The sequence below is a fragment of the Flavonifractor sp. An10 genome, from assembly GCF_002161215.1.
In the GTDB taxonomy this organism is placed as follows: domain Bacteria; phylum Bacillota; class Clostridia; order Oscillospirales; family Oscillospiraceae; genus Flavonifractor; species Flavonifractor avistercoris.
On the sequence record NZ_NFMB01000006.1, the window covers coordinates 120,223 to 137,379 of the forward strand.

Here is a 17,157-nt window from a genome sequence, read left to right on the forward strand (position 1 = left end):
ATGGACAGCTTTTTCAAAATGGCGGACGTGCAGACGGTGCTGTTCATCTACATGGCGGTGGGCTTCGGGTGCCGCAAGGCAGGCATCTTCAACGACGCGGCCCGGGATAAGCTCACCGACTTCGTGGTGTTCGTCACCCTGCCCTGCATGATCTTCGAGTCCTTCCACATGGCCTTCAGCCTGGAGGCCCTCAGGCAGGGGGCCGTGGCCCTGCTTATCGCGGTGTGCATGGCCGGCGTGGCCCTGCTGCTGGGCAAGGTGCTCTACAACCGCTTCCCCTATGAGGAGAAGAGCATCCTCCAGTACGGCACCCTGGTGAGCAACTCCGGCTTCGCCGGCCTGCCGGTGGTCAGCGGGACTTACGGGGACGAGGGGCTCTTCCTGGGCTCCCTGTTCATCATCCCCACCCGCATCCTCATGTGGAGCGCCGGCATCTCCCTGTTCACCAGGGCCGACGCCAAACAGGCCGTTAAGAAGGTGCTGCTCAACCCCGGCATCATCGCCGTGGAGGTGGGCCTGGTGCGCATGGTGCTCCAGCTCCCCCTTCCCCACTTTGTGGACACGGCGGTGGACAATCTGGGGGCCTGCACCTCCCCCATGGCCATGGCCCTGGTGGGGGCCATCCTGGCCGACGTGCCCCTCAAGACCGTATTCGATCCCAAGAGCTTCTACCTGGTGGCGGTGCGGCAGTTCCTGCTGCCCGGCATCTGCCTGGCGGCCCTGCGGCTGCTGCAGGTGGATCCCCTCACCATCGGGGTGAGCGTGGCCCTCACCGGCATGCCCATCGGCTCCACCACCGCCATCCTGGCCCAGAAGTACGGGGCGGACGCCCAGTTCGCCTCCAAGTGCGTGTTCATCTCGACGCTGACCAGCCTGGTCACCGTCCCCATACTGACCCTGTTCCTTTAGGGCTTGTCTGAAACATGTCAACATGCCCGACCGACGGGTCTTTTGTCCCCTGGACGGCGCAATTTTTCCTTGAAATCCGCCGGGATTCCTGCGAAAGAATTGCTTGCCAGCGGCGCAAAACCCCTCGCCGCTGGGCACATCGCCAAGTTTCAAACAAGCCCTAGGAAGAAAGGACGAGAGCCTATGCAGCAGTCCTACGACGTAGTCGTCATCGGCGGCGGCGTGGTGGGCAGCGCCATCGCCCGGGAGCTGTCCCGCTGGCGGCTGCGCATCGCGGTGCTGGAGAAGGAGAGCGACGTGTGCACCCAGACCAGCGGCCGCAACACCGGCATGCTCCACGCCGGCTTTCTCTACAAGACCGGCTCCCTCAAGGCCATCTGCGCCGTGGAGGGCAACCAGGAGTTCGACGCCGTGGCCCAGGAGCTGGACGTGCCCTTCAAGCGCACCGGCAAGCTCATCGTGGGCTTCACCGACGAGCACCGGCAGCGGCTGGAGCACTTCATGGCCCGGGGCGAGGCCAACGGCGTGAAGGGCCTGGAGCTCATCGACCGCAAGCGGATGGACGAGCTGGAGCCCAGCGCCGGCGGCAACTTCGCCATGTGGTGCCCCGCCAGCGGCATCCTGGATCCCTTTGCCTACACCATCGCCCTGGCGGAGAACGCCGTGCGCAACGGCGTGGAGTATTTCCTCAACTGCGCCTTCCTCGGGGAGGAGCGCCAGCCGGACGGCACCCACCTGCTCCGCACGGAGAAGGGGGACTTCCGCACCCGGTGGGTGGTCAACAGCGCGGGGCTTCACTCCGCCGAGGTCAGCGCCCGGCTGGGCATCCCCGGCTACGTGATCAAGCCCGTGAAGGGCGAGTACTTCGTGCTGGATAAGCTGGCCGGGCAGTTTGCCAGAATCCCCGTCTACCCCGCCCCCAACCCGGACAACACCTTCGACACCCACGCCACCCCCACGGTGGACGGCAACGTGCTCATCGGCCCGGACAGCCAGCTGGCCCGGGACGACCAGGACTACGAGTCCACCCAGGCCGCCATGGACGGCCTGATCGAGAGCGGCTCCCGCATGTTCCAGCATATGGAAAAGAGCTATTTCATCCGCAACTTCGCCGGCATCCGGCCCAAGCGGGTCGACCCGGCCACCGGGACGGTGCAGGACTTCGTGCTGGAGACCCGGGACGAGGCCCCCGGCGTGGTGAACCTGGTGGGCATCGAGTCCCCCGGCCTCACCAGCGCCCTGCCCCTGGCCCGCCGGGCCGTGGCCCTGATCAGGGCTAAGGAGGAGCTGGTCCCCAATCCCGGCTTCGACCCCCGCCGCAAGGGCATCCGCCGCTTCATCGACATGAGCGACGGGGAGCGGGAGGCCGCCATCGCGGCCAACCCCGACTACGGAGAGATCTTCTGCCGCTGCGAGCAGGTGACAAAAGCCGAGATTCTCCAGGCCATCCACAACCCCCTGGGTGTCCACACCGTCAACGGGGTGAAGGTGCGCACCCGGGCCACCATGGGCCGGTGCCAGGGGGGCTACTGCGAGACCCGCATCACCGAGGCCCTCCAGCAGGAGCTGGGGCTGGACTGCCGGGACATCGAGCTGGGCCCCGCCGGCTCCTGGATGTTCACCGGAAGCGTGAAGGGAGGCGGCGAGGCGTGAACCTGGAATACCATCAGGCCGTGATCATCGGCGGCGGCCCCGCCGGCCTGGCGGCCGCCATCCGCCTGCGGGAGAAGGGCGTGGAGGACGTGGTGGTGCTGGAGCGGGAGGGCCAGACCGGCGGCATCCTCCGCCAGTGCATCCACGACGGCTTCGGCCTCACCCGCTTCGGCGAGAGCCTGTCCGGCCCCGAGTACGCCCAGCGGTTCGTGGACGAGGCCCAGCGCCTGGGCATCCCCTGCCTCACCGACACCACCGTCCTCAGGCTGGACGCAGACCGGACGGTCACCGCCTCCGGCCCTGCGGGCCTGCGGCACATCCGGGGGGACGCGGTGCTCCTCACCATGGGCTGCCGGGAGCGCACCCGGGGGGCCCTTGCCATCCCGGGCAGCCGGCCGGCGGGCATCTGGACTGCCGGCGTGGCCCAGGAGTACATCAACCTGCGCAACCGGATGGTGGGCCGGGAGGTGGTCATCCTGGGCAGCGGCGACATCGGCATGATCATGGCCCGCCGCCTCACCCTGGAGGGGGCCCATGTCAAGGGCGTGTACGAGGTGCAGCCCTACCCCAGCGGCCTGCCCCGCAACATCGAACAGTGCCTCAACGACTACAGCATCCCCCTGCATCTCAGCCACACCGTCACCGACATCCACGGCCGGGCGCGGCTGGAGGGGGTCACCATCTCCCGGGTGGACGAGCGCTTCCGCCCCATCCCCGGCACGGAGGAGCGGGTGGACTGCGACACCCTGATCCTCTCGGTGGGCCTGATCCCCGCCGGGGACATCGCCAACGGCTCCGGCCTGGCGGTGGACGGCCGCACCAGGGGCGCCTTTGTGGATGAGCACTACCAGACCAGCATACCCGGCGTGTTCGCCGCGGGCAACGTGCTCCATGTCCACGATCTGGTGGACTTCGTCTCTCTGGAGGCGGAGGCCCTGGCCGACGCGGCGGCGGAGTACCTGCGCAACGGCGCCCTGCCCCCCTGCCCCCTGGCGGTGCGCGCCGGGGACAACGTGGGCCACGTGCTGCCCCAGCATATCAGCGGCACCCGGGACTTCACCCTCTCCCTGCGGGTGAGCCGGCCGCTGAAAAAGGCCACCCTGACGGTGCGCCAGAACGGCCGGGAGGTGCTGCGGCGGGTGCTGGCCAAGGCCCTGCCCGCCGAGATGCTCCAGCTGTCCGTCAAGGCGGAGCGGCTGGACACGTCCGGCGATCTGGAGGTGAGCGTATCGTGACACGAACCTTTACCTGCATCGTCTGCCCCAACGGCTGTGAGATCACCGCCGAATACGATGGCGCCCGGGTGGGCGCCATCACCGGGGCCACCTGCCCCAAGGGGGAGGACTACGTCCGCCAGGAGCTCACCGACCCCCGGCGCACCATTGCCACCAGCGTCCCCGTGGACGGGGGCGGGCTGCCCCTGGTCAGCGTGCGCCTCAACCGCCCCATCCCCAAGAAGGACATCTTCCGGGTGATGGAGGCCGTCAATGCCGTCCGGCTCCAGGCTCCCGTCTCCATCGGCCAGGTGGTTCTGGCCGACGTGTGCGGCCTGGGCGCCGACGTAATCGTCACCAAAAACGTGCCCCGCGCCTGACGCGGGAACGTTTGGATAGTCCCAATCAAACTTTTTATGGTATACTGTTAAGGAGGAATTTCTTATGAAAATCGGACTCATCGGCCTTGGCATCATGGGCAAGCCCATGGCGAAGAACCTGCTCAAGGCGGGCTATGATCTGACTGTCAGCGATCTGAACAAGGCCGCCGTGGACGAGGTGGTGGCCGCCGGCGCCAAGGCCGCCACCAACGCGGAGATTGGCGAGACCTGCGACGTGGTGCTCACCATGGTGCCCAACAGCCCCCAGGTGAAGGCCGTCATGCTGGGCGAGGACGGCGTGGCCGCCCACATGAAGCCCGGCAGCGTGTTCATCGACATGAGCTCCATCAACCCCGTGGCCTCCAAGGAGATCGCCGCCGAGCTGGCCAAGAAGGGCATCGAGATGCTGGACGCCCCCGTGTCCGGCGGCGAGCCCAAGGCCATCGACGGCACCCTGTCCTTCATGGTGGGCGGCAAGCAGGAGGTCTTTGACAAGTACAAGGATCTGCTGGGCGCCATGGGCGCCTCTGTGGTGCGCTGCGGCGACGTGGGCGCCGGCAACACCACCAAGCTTGCCAACCAGATCATCGTGGCCTGCAACATCCAGGCCCTGTCCGAGGCCCTGACCCTGGCCAAGATGGCGGGCGTGGAGCCCGAGCTGGTCTTCCAGGCCATCAAGGGCGGCCTGGCCGGCTCCACCGTCATGAACGCCAAGGCCCCCATGATGATTGAAGGCAACGACAAGCCCGGCTTCAAGATCGACCTGCACATCAAGGATCTGAACAACGCCCTGGACTGCGCCCACACCGTGGGCTCCCCCCTGCCCATGACCGCCGCGGTGCAGGAGATCTTCCAGTGGCTGCACAACAACGGCTGCGGCCAGGACGACCACAGCTCCATCATCAAGTACTACAAGAAGCTCACCGGCATCGAGTCCCTGTGAGGCCCGACGACGAGAGGTGACTTTGCCATGAATACGGATTTTATCAAGGGCGTTGTGGTGCCCATACTCACCCCCATTGACGCCGACGAGCGCATCGACGAGGCCAGGCTCCGCGCCCAGGTGGACTACGTCATCGACGGCGGCGTGTCCGGCATCCTGGCCTTCGGCAGCAACGGCGAGTTCTACATGGTGGAGGAGGACGAGATGGAGCGGGGCCTGAAGCTCATGGTGGATCAGGCCGCGGGCCGCGTCCCCGTCTACTTCGGCATCGGCGCCATCAGCACCAGGAAGTGCTGCCGCCTGGCCCAAATGGCGGCGGCCAACGGGGCCGCGGGCATCAGCGTGCTCCAGCCCATGTTCCTCAAGCCCACCTATGCCGAGCTGCTGCGCCACTTCAAGACCATCGCCGAGAGCGTGCCCGGCGTGCCCATGCTGCTCTACAACAACCCCGGCCGGGTGGGGTACACCCTCACCGCCGACCTGGTGGATGAGCTGGCCCACACGGTGGACAACATCGTGGGCATGAAGGACACCAGCGGCGACATCACCCTCACCTCCGAGTTCATCCGCCGCACCCGGGACGTGGACTTCAAGGTGTTCGGCGGCAAGGATACCCTGCTCTATGCCAGCCTGTGCCACGGCGCCGTGGGCGGCGTGTGCACCGCGGCCAACTTCATGCCCGAGCTGATCACCGACGTGTACAACAAGTTCGCGGCCGGGGATCTCAAGGGCAGCCTGGAGGCCCAGTTCAAGCTCAACCCGGTGCGCCTGTCCATGGACGCGGCCAGCTTCCCTGTAGCGGCCAAGGACATGGCCAACCTGCGGGGCCGGGACGTGGGCGAGCCCTATCTGCCCAACCTCCCCACCCCGGAGGGGGCGGCCAGGGAGGGCTTCCGCCGCACCATGGCGGCCGCCGGCCTGATTTAACCCCATCCGTGGGGCTGTGTGGGAGGATAGCATGAAACTCAGACAAGACTGTGAGGAGATTGTCCGCCGGGCCATCGCCGCCGTCCAGCCGGACGCGGCGGTGCGCCGGGCCCTGGAGGGGAAGTCGTTTCCCGCCGGCCGGCTGGTGCTGGTGGCGGCGGGCAAGGCGGCCTGGTCCATGGCCCGCGCCGCCCACGACTGCGTGGGGGAGCGGCTGGACGGCGGCATCGTCATCACCAAGCACGGCCACGCCCAGGGGCCCATCGGCTCCCTGCTCATCCGGGAGGCGGGCCACCCCGTCCCCGACCACGACACCTTCTCCGCCACCGAGGAGGCCCTGGCCCTCACCAGCGGCCTGACGGAGGCGGACACGGTGCTCTTCCTGCTCTCCGGCGGCGGCTCGGCCCTGTTTGAGGCCCCCCTGGTGCCCCCGGCGGAGCTCCAGGACATCACCCGGCAGCTGCTCTCCTGCGGGGCGGACATCGTGGAGATGAACACCATCCGCAAGCGGCTCTCCGCCGTCAAGGGCGGCCGCTTTGCCCGGCACTGCGCCCCGGCGAAGGTGTTCTCCATCGTCCTGTCCGACATCATCGGCGACCCCCTGGATATGATCGCCTCCGGCCCGGCCTATCCCGACTCGTCCACCTGCGACGACGCCCGGGCCATCGCCGCCAAGTACGGCCTGCACCTCTCCCCGGCGGCGGCGCGCTGCCTGGAGGAGGAGACCCCCAAGACGCTGGACAACGTGGACACCGTGATCACCGGCAGCGTGCGGGAGCTGTGCGCCGCCGCCGCCGGGGCCTGCCGGGAGCTGGGGTATGAGCCGGTGGTGCTCACCGACAGCCTGGACTGCGAGGCACGGGAGGCCGGGGCCTTCCTGGCCGCCATCGCCCGCAGCCACCAGGATACCGGCCGCTCCCTGGCCTTCCTGGCCGGAGGGGAGACGGTGGTGCACCTGACCGGCACCGGCCTGGGCGGGCGCAACCAGGAGCTGGCCCTGTCCGCCGCGGCGGGCATCGCCGGCCTGGCGGACACCGCCGTGTTCTCCGTGGGCAGCGACGGCACCGACGGCCCCACCGACGCCGCCGGCGGCTTCGTCACCGGCCAGACCCGGGACGCGCTGGCCGGGCAGGGCGTGCGCATCTTCGATGTTTTGAAGGACAACGACGCCTACCACGCCCTGGAGGCGTGCGGCGGCCTGCTGCGCACCGGCGCCACCGGAACCAATGTGAACGACGTGGCGGTTCTTCTGATCCGCCGCTGACCTTCTTCCCAACCCTTTCCCAGCGCCCCCGACCCCAGCCGGAGCCGGGGGCGCACCCTTTTGACGGCCAAGGAGTGAACCGGACATGGACGTGAAACAGATGCTCTATATGGTGACCATCGCCCAGGAGGGCGGCATCAGCAAGGCCGCCGCCAAGCTGTTCATTACCCAGTCCGCCCTGGATCAGCAGCTGCTCAAGCTGGAGCACGAGCTGGGTACCCCCCTGTTCTACCGCTCCCGCAGCAGCTTTTCCCTCACCGAGGCGGGCCGGGTGTACGTGGACTACGCCCAGCGGATGCTGGAGCTGAAAAACGAGGCCTACCGCATCATCCACGATCTGGCCGGCCAGCGGCGGGGCACCCTCACCCTGGCCTTCGCGCCGGAGCGGGGGATGGAGATGTTCATGGACGTGTACCCCCGCTTTTACCGGGACTACCCCCAGGTGAAGGTGGTGCCCCGGGAGATGGGGGTGCGCCGGCAGCTGGAGCTGCTGGGCGGGGACGGGCTGGATCTGGGCTTCATCTCCAAGAAGGACGGGCCCCTGCCCGGTATCGACCAGGTGACCCTGTGCCAGGAGGAGTTCCTCCTCATCACCCCGCCGGATCACCCCCTGGCCGCCCGGGCCGCCCCGCCGGGGGAGCCGCTGACGGTGCTGGACGTGTCCTGCCTGCGGGAGCTGACCTTCTGCCTGATCTACCGCCAGTCCACCCAGCGGGAGGTCATCGACCCCCTCTTTGACGCGGCGGGGTGCAAGGCCAACCTGTTCCTGGAGACCGGCAGCAACCGGGCCAACATCTCCATGGTGCGCCGGGGCCTGAGCTGCTCCATCCTGCCCGCCCACTACGTCCGGGGGGTGGAGGACGTGGCCCGCTTCCGCCTGTCCGCCCACCCCACCTGGACGGTGACCGCCTGCAGCCGCCGGGGCCGCTACCTGTCCCAGGCCGCCCGGTACTTCATCCGCCTGGCGGGGGAATACTTTCAGTCCGCCGGGGCCGACCCCGGGGAAAAGGAGCTGAGCCAATGAGCACCATCTATGAGATCTTCGGCCGCGACGCCCACGCCATGACCATCGCCCTGATGGAGCGGGCGAAGGCGGCCGCCGCCATCCCCGCCGGGGCGTCCGTGGCCCTCAAGCCCAACCTGGTGGTGGCCGGCCGCCCGGAGGACGGCGCCACCACCCACGCCGGCGTCCTCTCCGGCGCCATCGAGTACCTGCGGGAGCACGGGGTGCGGGACATCTCCATCATCGAGGGCTCCTGGGTGGGGGACAGCACCGGCCGGGCCTTCCGTACCGCCGGGTACGACGCGGTGGGGCGGAAATACAACGTGCCCCTGTACGACCTCAAGGGGGACAAAACCCGCCGGGTGGACACCCCCCTGCGGCCCATGGACATCTGCTGCCGGGCCCTGGACGCGGGGTACCTCATCAACCTGCCGGTGCTCAAGGGCCACTGCCAGACCCGCATGACCTGCGCCCTCAAGAACTGCAAGGGCTGCCTGCCCGACCGGGAGAAGCGGCGCTTCCACGCCGAGGGCCTCATGGAGCCCATCGCCGCCCTGGCCGCCGCCCTGAGGCCGGCCCTCACCATCGTGGACAGCATCTGCGGCGATCTGGACTTCGAGGAGGGGGGCAACCCGGTGCCCACCGGCCGGATGCTGCTGGGCACCGACATGGTGCAGCTGGACGCCTACGGCTGCCGCCTCATGGGCCTGGAGCCGGCGCAGGTGCCCTACATCGGCCTGGCCGAGGGCTGGGGCGCGGGCAGCGCCGCCCTGGCGGAGGGGGATATCGTCCGCCTCAACACCCCCGCCGACGGGGCGGAGTACCCCGCCCCGTCGGGCACCGTGGCCGCCCTCACCCGCTCCGTCCAGGCCAAAAGCGCCTGCTCCGCCTGCTACGCCAGCCTGGTGCGGGCCCTGTACCGCCGGGGCGGCGGGAAGCGGGCCGTCGCCATCGGCCAGGGCTGGAAGGGCGTGCCCTTCGACGGGCTGGGCATAGGCGCCTGCTGCGACTGCGCCCGGGAGCAGGTGAAGGGCTGCCCGCCCTCCCCTGAGGACATCCTCCGCGCCCTGTGACGGCACCGGAAACCGAACTGACTCAGTGAACCGGCGCCCCGGCCTGGAAACAGGCCGGGGCGCCTTTCTGCCCGGGAGCGGTTAGAATCCACAAATTCCGGGCAGCAGATCCAGCACAATAGACAAATAAAGAAAAGCAAGGCGAATTTCTGTTGACTATTCTGTGAAATGTGATTACAATAATATCGTAGCAGTTGGAAACGTTTCCAGAAACGATTCCAGCCGCGCAATCTCATCAAGTTTTCTAGGAGGTCAATGGAAATGAAGAAGATTCTTGCACTGGGCCTCACTGCGGCCCTGTCCCTGTCTCTCCTGGCCGGCTGCGGCGGCGGCACCGGAACGCCCGCCGAGACCGGCTCCGCCGGAACGGATGCCCCTGCCGCTGAGACCGGCTCCGGCTCCGGCGGCTCCGTCTACTACCTGAACTTCAAGCCCGAGCAGGACGCTCAGTGGCAGGAGCTGGCGGAGATCTACACCGAGGAGACCGGCGTGCCCGTCAAGGTGGTCACCGCCGCCTCCGGCACCTACGAGACCATGCTGACCAGCGAGATGGCCAAGGACGACGCCCCCACCATGTTCCAGGTCAACGGCCCCGTGGGTCTGAACAGCTGGAAGGACTACTGCTATGACCTGTCCGGCTCCGCCCTCTACGGCGAGCTGACCAGCGACGATTACGCCCTGAAGAACGGGGACGAGGTGGCCGGCATCGCCTACGTCATCGAGTCCTACGGCATCATCGTCAACCAGACCCTGCTGCAGCAGGCCGGCTACACCGTGGAGGACATCCAGTCCTTTGACGATCTGAAGGCCGTGGCCGAGGACATCACCGCCCGCAAGGACGAGCTGGGCTTCTCCGCCTTCACCTCCGCCGGTATGGACAGCTCCTCCGACTGGCGCTTCAAGACCCACCTGGCCAACCTGCCCATCTACTTCGAGTACCAGGACAAGGGCATCACCTCCACCGACGCCATCGAGGGCACCTACCTGGACAACTACCGCAACATCTGGGATCTGTACATCAACAACGCCACCTGCGACCCCGCTGAGCTGACCGCCAAGACCGCCAACGACGCCGTCAACGAGTTCACCTCCGGCCAGGCCGTGTTCTATCAGAACGGCTCCTGGGAGTACGGCAACGTGGTGGGCGAGGGTAAGCTGTCCGACGCGGACGTGACCATGATCCCCATCTACATCGGCGTGGGCGACGAGGCCAACCAGGGCCTGTGCACCGGCTCCGAGAACTACTGGTGCGTCAACAAGAACGCCTCCGCTGAGAACATCCAGGCCACCCTGGACTTCATGTACTGGTGCGTCACCGACGAGACCGCCCTGCAGGCCATGACCGGCGGCGAGGGCGCCATGCCCTCCGGCGGGGCCGGTATGGCGTTCGCCATCCCCTTCCAGGCCGCTCCCGAGTCCAGCAACCCCTTCGTGGCCCTGGACGCTCAGATGACCGCCGACGGCAAGACCCCCGTGTCCTGGAACTTCACCACCATGCCCTCTGAGGAGTGGAAGAACGTGCTGGGTTCCGCCCTGGCTGTCTACGCCGCCGACCAGACCGACGCCAACTGGGATGCCGTGGTGTCCGCCTTCGTGGACAACTGGGCCGCCGAGTACGCCCTGGCCAACGGCTGAGGCTGTGTAAGCTGAACAAGAGAAAGCATTGGCTTTCCGGGGCCGCCGGAATGAGTCCGGCGGCCCCGGTTCTTAAACGCCGCCCGGGCAGGCCGCGCACCTGACTGGAGCGCGGTCTGCCCGGACGGCGCATTTTCAATTCTTTGAGGGGGGATCGGCTGTGCAAAAAGCCATCAGGAAATACTGGCCGATTTTTGTGCTGCCCACGCTGGCCGCCTTTACCATCGGCTTCATCATCCCGTTCATCCAGGGCGTCTACCTGGCCTTCTGCCAGTTCACCACCGTGCGGGACGCCACCTTCATCGGCATCTCCAACTTCATCCGGGCCATCAGCGACTCCACCTTCACCCACGCCTTCTGGTACAACTGCGCCTTCGTGGTGGTGAGCACCCTGGCCATCAACATCGGCGGCCTGGCCGTGGCCCTGATCCTCACCCGCGGCATCCGGGGCACCAACGCCTTCCGCACCGTGTTCTTCATGCCCAACCTGATCGGCGGCATCGTGCTGGGCTACATCTGGCAGATCCTGCTCAACTGCGTGCTCAGCCTGCTGGAGAAGCCCCTGCTCACCCTGGACGCCACCGCCGGCTTCTGGGGCCTGGTGATCCTCATGTGCTGGCAGCAGATCGGCTACATGATGATCATCTACGTGGCCGGGCTGCAGAGCGTGCCCGACACCCTGGTGGAGGCCGCGGAGATCGACGGCGCCACCCGCTGGCAGACCTTCTGGAAGGTGAAGCTGCCCATGCTCATGCCCTCCATCACCATCTGCCTCTTCCTGACCATCACCAACAGCTTCAAGCTCTTTGACCAGAACATGGCCCTCACCGGCGGCCAGCCCGCCCACCAGAGCGAGCTGCTGGCCTACAACATCTACTACACCTTCTACGGCCGCTCCGGGCCCCAGTGGCGCGGCATCGGCCAGGCCAAGGCCGTTATCTTCTGCGTGATCGTGGTGGCCATCGCCCTGATCCAGCTGCGGGCAACCCGCAAGAGGGAGGTACAGCAGTAATGAAACAGAAAACCCTGCGCTCCAACCGGATCTGGAGCATTGTGATGACCATCGTGTGCGTCATCTACATGTACCCCATCTTCATGGTGCTCATGAACTCCCTGAAGGTGGAGAGCGCCATCAGCACCAGCACCGCCTTCGACCTGCCCAACGCCGATACCTTCGCGGGCCTGGCCAACTATGAGAACGCCATCGGCTCCCAGGGCTTCCTGCTCAGCCTGTTCTACACCGCCTTCATCACCATCACCTCGGTGCTGGCCATCCTGATCTTCTGCTCCATGTTCGCCTGGTACATCACCCGGGTGAACAACCGCTTCACCAAGATCCTCTATCTGCTGTGCGCCTTCTCCATGGTGGTGCCCTTCCAGATGGTCATGTTCACCCTGTCCTCCCTGGCGGACACCCTCCACCTGAACACCCCCTGGGTGCTGTGGATCATCTACCTGGGCTTCGGCGCGGGCCTGGCGGTGTTCATGTTCTGCGGCTTCATGCGCAGCGTGCCCATCGACATGGAGGAGGCCTCCATGATCGACGGCTGCAGCCCCATCCAGACCTACTTCCATATCGTGTTCCCCCTGCTGCGCCCCACCATGATCTCGGTGGCCATCCTGGAGGCCATGTGGATCTGGAACGACTACCTGCTGCCCACCCTGATTCTGGACATCCAGAAGTACCGCACCATCTCCATGCTGATCCAGTTCTTCAAGGGCAGCTACGGCCGGGTGGAGATGGGCCCCATGATGGCATGCATCATGCTGGCCATCCTGCCCATCATTGTGGTCTATCTGCTGGCCCAGAAGCACATCATCAAGGGCGTCGTGGCCGGCGCGGTCAAGGGCTGAGCCGCCTCCGGGGAGCGGCCCCGCCGCTCCCCCGTCCCCTTCGGCTGTGCATGGATTTTTGAGAGGGATTGGGATGTGGTATGACCATCAAGGACATTGCCCGGCTGTCTGGATACAGCCTGGGCACCGTCTCCCGGGTGCTCAATGACCACCCGGACGTGAGCGAGCAGGCCCGGGAGCGGGTGCTGGCCGTGGTGCGGGAGCACGGCTTTCAGCCCAACTCCAACGCCCGCCACCTGAAAATGCAGGCCCAGTCGGCGGTGGCGGTGCTGGTAAAGGGCACCCAGAACCTGCTCTTTGCGGACATCCTGGAGCGGATCCAGTCCCGGCTCCAGGACAACGGCGAGGAGGTGTACGTGGCCTACCTGGACGAGGACGCCGACGAGGTGCAGTACGCCGTCCAGCTCGCCCGCCTCCGCCGGCCCAAGGGCTTTCTCTTCCTGGGGGGCGACCTGGAGTTCTTCCGCACGGAGTTCCGCCCCCTCACCGTGCCCTGCGTGCTGCTGACCAACAGCGCCCGGGGCCTGGGCTATGACAATCTGTCCAGCTTCACCACCGACGACGCGGCGGCGGCGGGCGAGGTGATCGACTATCTGTACACCTGCGGCCACCGGTGCATCGGCGTGCTGGGGGGCAACCTGTCCGGGGAGCAGATCAGCTCCCAGCGCCTGCGGGGCGTCTACGCCGCCATGGCCCGCAACGGCCTGGACTTCGACCCGGCCCGGCAGTATGAGCCCTGCCGCTACTCCATGGCGGAGGGCTACCGGGCGGCCAAGCGCCTGCTGGAGCGGGAGCCGGGCCTGACCGCCCTCTTCGCCCTGGGCGACGTGATCGCCCTGGGGGCCATGCGGGCCCTAGCCGACCAGGGCCTGTCCGTACCCGGCGACATCTCGGTGGTGGGGTATGACGGCACCTCCTCCGCCGCCTACAGCGTGCCCCGCCTGACCACCATCCGGCAGGACACGGCCCAGTTGGCGGAGCGGGGGGTGCAGACCCTGCTGCGGGGCATCCACTATGCCCAGCCCCCCATCCACGAGGCGGTGCCCTTCACCCTCCTCCAGCGGGAGAGCGTGCGGGTGCTGGGCCCGGCCCCCTGAACGTCAAAACCAAGAAAGAGTGTGTTGTGATGATGCGAAGTGCCGGCATTCTGATGCCGCTCACCTCCCTGCCCTCCCCCTGGGGGGTGGGCACCCTGGGGGCGGAGGCCCGCGCCTTTGTGGATTTTCTGGCCCGGGCGGGCCAGACGTACTGGCAGGTGCTGCCCATCGGGCCCACCAGCTACGGCGACTCCCCCTATCAGGCCTTCTCCTCCTTCGCCGGCAGCCCCTACCTCATTGATCTGGACGATCTGTGCGCCGAGGGCCTGCTGAAGCCGGAGGAGTATCAGGGCCTGGACTGGGGAGAGGATCCGGAGCGGGTGGACTACGGCCTGCTGTACCGGCAGCGCTTCCCCGTGCTGCGCCAGGCGGTGCGCCGCCTGCGGGCCCGGCGGCTGGAGGAGCTGGCCGCCTTCTGCGCCCGGGAGGCGGACTGGCTGGACGACTACGCCCTGTTCATGGCCCTCAAGGGCCGCCATGACGGCGCGCCCTGGAGCCAGTGGCCCGCCCCCCTCCGCCGGCGGGAGCCGGCGGCCCTGGCCGCCGCGGCCCGGGAGCTGGACGGGGAGCTGTGGTTCTGGAAGGGCGTCCAGTTCCTGTTCTTCCGCCAGTGGGAGGCCCTGAAGGCCCGGGCGGCGGAGCAGGGGGTCGCCATCATCGGGGATCTTCCCATCTACGTGGCCGAGGACAGCGCCGATGTGTGGGCCGACCCGTCCCAGTTCCAGATGGACGAGGCCCTCCGCCCCACCGGCGTGGCGGGCTGTCCGCCGGACGGCTTCTCCGCCGACGGCCAGCGGTGGGGCAACCCCCTGTTCGACTGGGAGGCCATGAAGGCCGACGGCTACCGCTGGTGGCTCCGCCGCATCTCCTTTCAGTTCCGCTTCTACGACGTGCTGCGCATCGACCATTTCCGGGGGTTTGAGGCCTACTACGCCATCCCCGCCGGGGCGGAGAACGCCAAAAAGGGCTTCTGGAAGCCGGGGCCGGGGCTGGACTTCTTCCGGGCCCTGGAGGCGGCCATCGGAAAGCGGCCCATCATCGCCGAGGATCTGGGCTTCCTCACCCCCGCCGTCCACCAGCTCCTCGCCGACACCGGCTTCCCCGGCATGAAGGTGCTCCAGTTCGCCTTCGACAGCCGGGACGGCGGCGGCCGGGCCTATCAGCCCCACAACTACCCCGCCAACTGCGTGGCCTATGTGGGCACCCACGACAACGACACCGCCCTGGGCTGGCTGGCCGAGGCGGAGCCGGCGGACGTGGCCCTGGCCCGGGAGTACCTCCACCTGGATCCGGCGGAGGGGGAGAACTGGGGCATGATGCGGGCCGTCTGGGCCAGCACGGCGGACTGCGCCGTGGTGCAGATGCAGGACGTGCTGGGCCTGGGCAACGAGGCGAGGATGAACACCCCCTCCACCCTGGGGGGCAACTGGCAGTGGCGGGCCCGGCCCGGCTTTGCCGCGCCGGAGCTGGCCGCCCGCCTCCACCGGCAGATGGAGCTCTATGAGCGCCTGCCGGCGGAACCCGCCGGATAAAAGCATCAAAAAAAGCGCCTGATGGAGACATCAGGCGCTTCTGTGTGTCGAAAAAGCGGCAAAGCCGCTTTTTCGAGAAAGACCACATGGCGGAAGAGGTTCGTTTTCTTTGAAAAAGTCGGCTCTTCCGCCATGAGAAGTGTCATTTCCGAGGCGCACCCCCCAGGGGGCCCTCTCTTGCCCCTTCGGGGCAATTCACCTTGTGTCCCCGGAAATGACGGATTTTGATTTGATTCCTGCGGCTGCCTGCGCCCGCAGGCGCGTTTCGAGGCCAACCGCCGTTTGCGGCGGCGCTTAGGCCGAGATGGCCGCAGGCTGCGCAGCCGTAGGCGGCCTTGCCGTCTTACGGATGCGGCGTGCCCCTTGCGGGTAAACTCTGCGAGGCTTTCCTTCGGGGGAGGGTTTTTCGGCAGCCTGACGACGTAAGTCATGTCTTTCTTTTTGGAAGAGTAGGTTAAAACCGATATTTCTTAATGGAGAAAAAAATGCCGCCCGCAGGGCGGCCGACCAGCTACGAGCCCAGCGCAGCGGGTCGCAGTTGGAAAGGGGGAGCAAGGGAGCGGGCGGATGACGTCTTTTTTGCCTCAGTCATTAAAAGACGTCGGAGCAAAGCGGACTTTGCTCCGACGTGGTACGAATGGCGATACAGAACTTTTCAAAAAATCCCGTAATATCAATGGTTTCCGGGCCTGCCGGATAGCAAATAACTTGTATTAGCCCCCCTATCGGGCGGCTGTTTTGATGACAGCCGCCCTTTTTCTATCCCCAAATCAAGTGTGCGTATTAGGGTGGGAAATCCCCTGATTTTTCACCTGTGGGCGGCGTAAACGAAGCCGCCCATATCCTTTCCCTCATGGGAGGCCAGGCGAAGATAACGCTGTTCGATCAGGAGAAAATCGCCGAGATCCACGACTACAACGTGGCAAAGGCTGCTCGGCAGGAGGGCCGTGAAGAAGGCATTCGTGCCATGGTCAGTACGCTCAGAAGTATGTCTGTGGAACAAAAGCAGATAGCACAAAAACTGGTAGAGCAGTTTGGACTTTTGCCCCAGGCTGCGGAGGAAAAAGTAAAACAGTACTGGAAGCAATAGTAGTAAAAGCTCCCCGCATTTTAAGAAGTAGTGTCAGGATTTTCAGCAGATGAAGATCCTGGCACTGTTTTATTTTGGAATATGATATACTCTGTGAATCTGGATATAGTGCAATTATGCCGACGGTGCTGCCGACTATAATGACTAGGACTATACCGAATATGACGACGGCTGGGACGATTAACTCTATCCGGCTGCGCAAACGATACCGATGCGGACGCGGCCAAGCTGCGCCGGTACCTGTCTGAGCGGAGCAAGATCCTGCCCCGCCGCACCACCGGCACCTGCGCCATGCATCAGCGCCAGCTGACCGAGGCCATCAAATGCGCCTGTCAGATTTCTCTGCTACCCTTCGTCACCGACTAAAAGCATGGACACCCCCGGGCCATTGACTGGCCCGGGGGTATGGATGGAATTTTTCAGGCGGAAACGGTGGTTCCGCAAGAAATTCTCCGACACATGATCCAGACACACCAAAGTCTAGCAGATTGAAACAGCACATCCGATTTGCACCATCGGTAAAAACTGCGTCATAAGAGGCTGGCTTTGGGGCGAGCACCCACAACGCATAGACATCCACCGC

The 17,157-nt window shown here is 66.2% G+C and carries 16 protein-coding genes; all 16 read left to right on the forward strand.

Going from position 1 to position 17,157, the window contains the following annotated elements; genetic code table 11:
• Positions 1 to 909 (forward strand): AEC family transporter, encoded by a 909-nt coding sequence (locus B5E42_RS11835; RefSeq protein WP_087239903.1) that lies wholly within the window; start codon positions 1 to 3, stop codon positions 907 to 909.
• Positions 910 to 1,092: 183 nt separating this feature from the next.
• Positions 1,093 to 2,562, forward strand: a complete 1,470-nt coding sequence (locus B5E42_RS11840; protein ID WP_087239905.1) for an NAD(P)/FAD-dependent oxidoreductase — start codon at positions 1,093 to 1,095, stop codon at positions 2,560 to 2,562.
• Entirely contained in the window at positions 2,559 to 3,797 is a 1,239-nt protein-coding gene (locus B5E42_RS11845) for an FAD-dependent oxidoreductase (protein WP_087239907.1), read from the forward strand. Before B5E42_RS11840 ends, B5E42_RS11845 begins: the two co-directional genes overlap by 4 nt.
• Positions 3,794 to 4,156, forward strand: coding sequence for a DUF1667 domain-containing protein (locus B5E42_RS11850; RefSeq protein WP_087239909.1), 363 nt, complete (start codon positions 3,794 to 3,796; stop codon positions 4,154 to 4,156). Before B5E42_RS11845 ends, B5E42_RS11850 begins: the two co-directional genes overlap by 4 nt.
• Before the next feature lie 64 nt (positions 4,157 to 4,220).
• Complete coding sequence (gene garR, locus B5E42_RS11855) at positions 4,221 to 5,099, forward strand: 2-hydroxy-3-oxopropionate reductase (RefSeq protein WP_087239911.1); 879 nt, start codon at positions 4,221 to 4,223, stop codon at positions 5,097 to 5,099.
• A gap of 27 nt (positions 5,100 to 5,126) precedes the next feature.
• A complete protein-coding gene (locus B5E42_RS11860; RefSeq protein WP_087239913.1) occupies positions 5,127 to 6,026 on the forward strand; it encodes a dihydrodipicolinate synthase family protein in 900 nt (299 codons plus the stop codon).
• 31 nt (positions 6,027 to 6,057) lie between these two features.
• Positions 6,058 to 7,290 carry a glycerate kinase gene (locus B5E42_RS11865; RefSeq protein ID WP_087239915.1) on the forward strand — a complete coding sequence of 411 codons (1,233 nt, stop codon included), beginning with the start codon at positions 6,058 to 6,060 and terminating at the stop codon, positions 7,288 to 7,290.
• An 85-nt stretch (positions 7,291 to 7,375) separates the two neighbouring features.
• The gene (locus tag B5E42_RS11870) at positions 7,376 to 8,314 is read left to right on the forward strand and encodes a LysR substrate-binding domain-containing protein (protein ID WP_087239918.1); all 939 of its coding nucleotides are present in this window, start codon (positions 7,376 to 7,378) and stop codon (positions 8,312 to 8,314) included.
• Positions 8,311 to 9,366: a DUF362 domain-containing protein gene (locus B5E42_RS11875; protein WP_087239920.1), complete on the forward strand. Its 1,056-nt coding sequence runs from the start codon at positions 8,311 to 8,313 to the stop codon at positions 9,364 to 9,366. The genes B5E42_RS11870 and B5E42_RS11875 overlap by 4 nt, the downstream gene beginning before the upstream one ends.
• 261 nt (positions 9,367 to 9,627) lie before the next feature.
• On the forward strand, positions 9,628 to 11,001 hold the full coding sequence (locus B5E42_RS11880) for an ABC transporter substrate-binding protein (protein WP_343214190.1): 1,374 nt from the start codon (positions 9,628 to 9,630) through the stop codon (positions 10,999 to 11,001).
• A 160-nt stretch (positions 11,002 to 11,161) separates the two neighbouring features.
• On the forward strand, positions 11,162 to 12,013 hold the full coding sequence (locus B5E42_RS11885; protein ID WP_087239924.1) for a sugar ABC transporter permease: 852 nt from the start codon (positions 11,162 to 11,164) through the stop codon (positions 12,011 to 12,013).
• On the forward strand, positions 12,013 to 12,855 hold the full coding sequence (locus tag B5E42_RS11890) for a carbohydrate ABC transporter permease (RefSeq protein ID WP_087239926.1): 843 nt from the start codon (positions 12,013 to 12,015) through the stop codon (positions 12,853 to 12,855). Before B5E42_RS11885 ends, B5E42_RS11890 begins: the two co-directional genes overlap by 1 nt.
• 80 nt (positions 12,856 to 12,935) lie before the next feature.
• Positions 12,936 to 13,952 (forward strand): LacI family DNA-binding transcriptional regulator, encoded by a 1,017-nt coding sequence (locus B5E42_RS11895; protein WP_087239928.1) that lies wholly within the window; start codon positions 12,936 to 12,938, stop codon positions 13,950 to 13,952.
• Positions 13,953 to 13,978: 26 nt separating this feature from the next.
• Complete coding sequence (gene malQ, locus B5E42_RS11900) at positions 13,979 to 15,484, forward strand: 4-alpha-glucanotransferase (protein WP_255397022.1); 1,506 nt, start codon at positions 13,979 to 13,981, stop codon at positions 15,482 to 15,484.
• Positions 15,485 to 16,298: 814 nt separating this feature from the next.
• Complete coding sequence (locus tag B5E42_RS11905; RefSeq protein WP_087239932.1) at positions 16,299 to 16,574, forward strand: hypothetical protein; 276 nt, start codon at positions 16,299 to 16,301, stop codon at positions 16,572 to 16,574.
• Between the two features lie 171 nt (positions 16,575 to 16,745).
• Complete coding sequence (rpsR, locus tag B5E42_RS11910; protein WP_087240246.1) at positions 16,746 to 16,940, forward strand: 30S ribosomal protein S18; 195 nt, start codon at positions 16,746 to 16,748, stop codon at positions 16,938 to 16,940.
• The last annotated feature ends 217 nt before the right edge of the window (positions 16,941 to 17,157 follow it).

What these genes read in the sequence shown, in the direction of transcription:
- garR (WP_087239911.1), top strand. Translation starts at nt 4,221, where the DNA reads ATGAAAATCGGACTCATCGGCCTTGGCATCATGGGCAAGCCCATGGCG.
- B5E42_RS11875 (WP_087239920.1), top strand. Translation starts at nt 8,311, where the DNA reads ATGAGCACCATCTATGAGATCTTCGGCCGCGACGCCCACGCCATGACC.
- B5E42_RS11840 (WP_087239905.1), top strand. Translation starts at nt 1,093, where the DNA reads ATGCAGCAGTCCTACGACGTAGTCGTCATCGGCGGCGGCGTGGTGGGC.
- B5E42_RS11895 (WP_087239928.1), top strand. Translation starts at nt 12,936, where the DNA reads ATGACCATCAAGGACATTGCCCGGCTGTCTGGATACAGCCTGGGCACC.
- B5E42_RS11865 (WP_087239915.1), top strand. Translation starts at nt 6,058, where the DNA reads ATGAAACTCAGACAAGACTGTGAGGAGATTGTCCGCCGGGCCATCGCC.
- B5E42_RS11880 (WP_343214190.1), top strand. Translation starts at nt 9,628, where the DNA reads ATGAAGAAGATTCTTGCACTGGGCCTCACTGCGGCCCTGTCCCTGTCT.
- B5E42_RS11835 (WP_087239903.1), top strand. Translation starts at nt 1, where the DNA reads ATGGACAGCTTTTTCAAAATGGCGGACGTGCAGACGGTGCTGTTCATC.
- B5E42_RS11870 (WP_087239918.1), top strand. Translation starts at nt 7,376, where the DNA reads ATGGACGTGAAACAGATGCTCTATATGGTGACCATCGCCCAGGAGGGC.
- B5E42_RS11890 (WP_087239926.1), top strand. Translation starts at nt 12,013, where the DNA reads ATGAAACAGAAAACCCTGCGCTCCAACCGGATCTGGAGCATTGTGATG.
- B5E42_RS11860 (WP_087239913.1), top strand. Translation starts at nt 5,127, where the DNA reads ATGAATACGGATTTTATCAAGGGCGTTGTGGTGCCCATACTCACCCCC.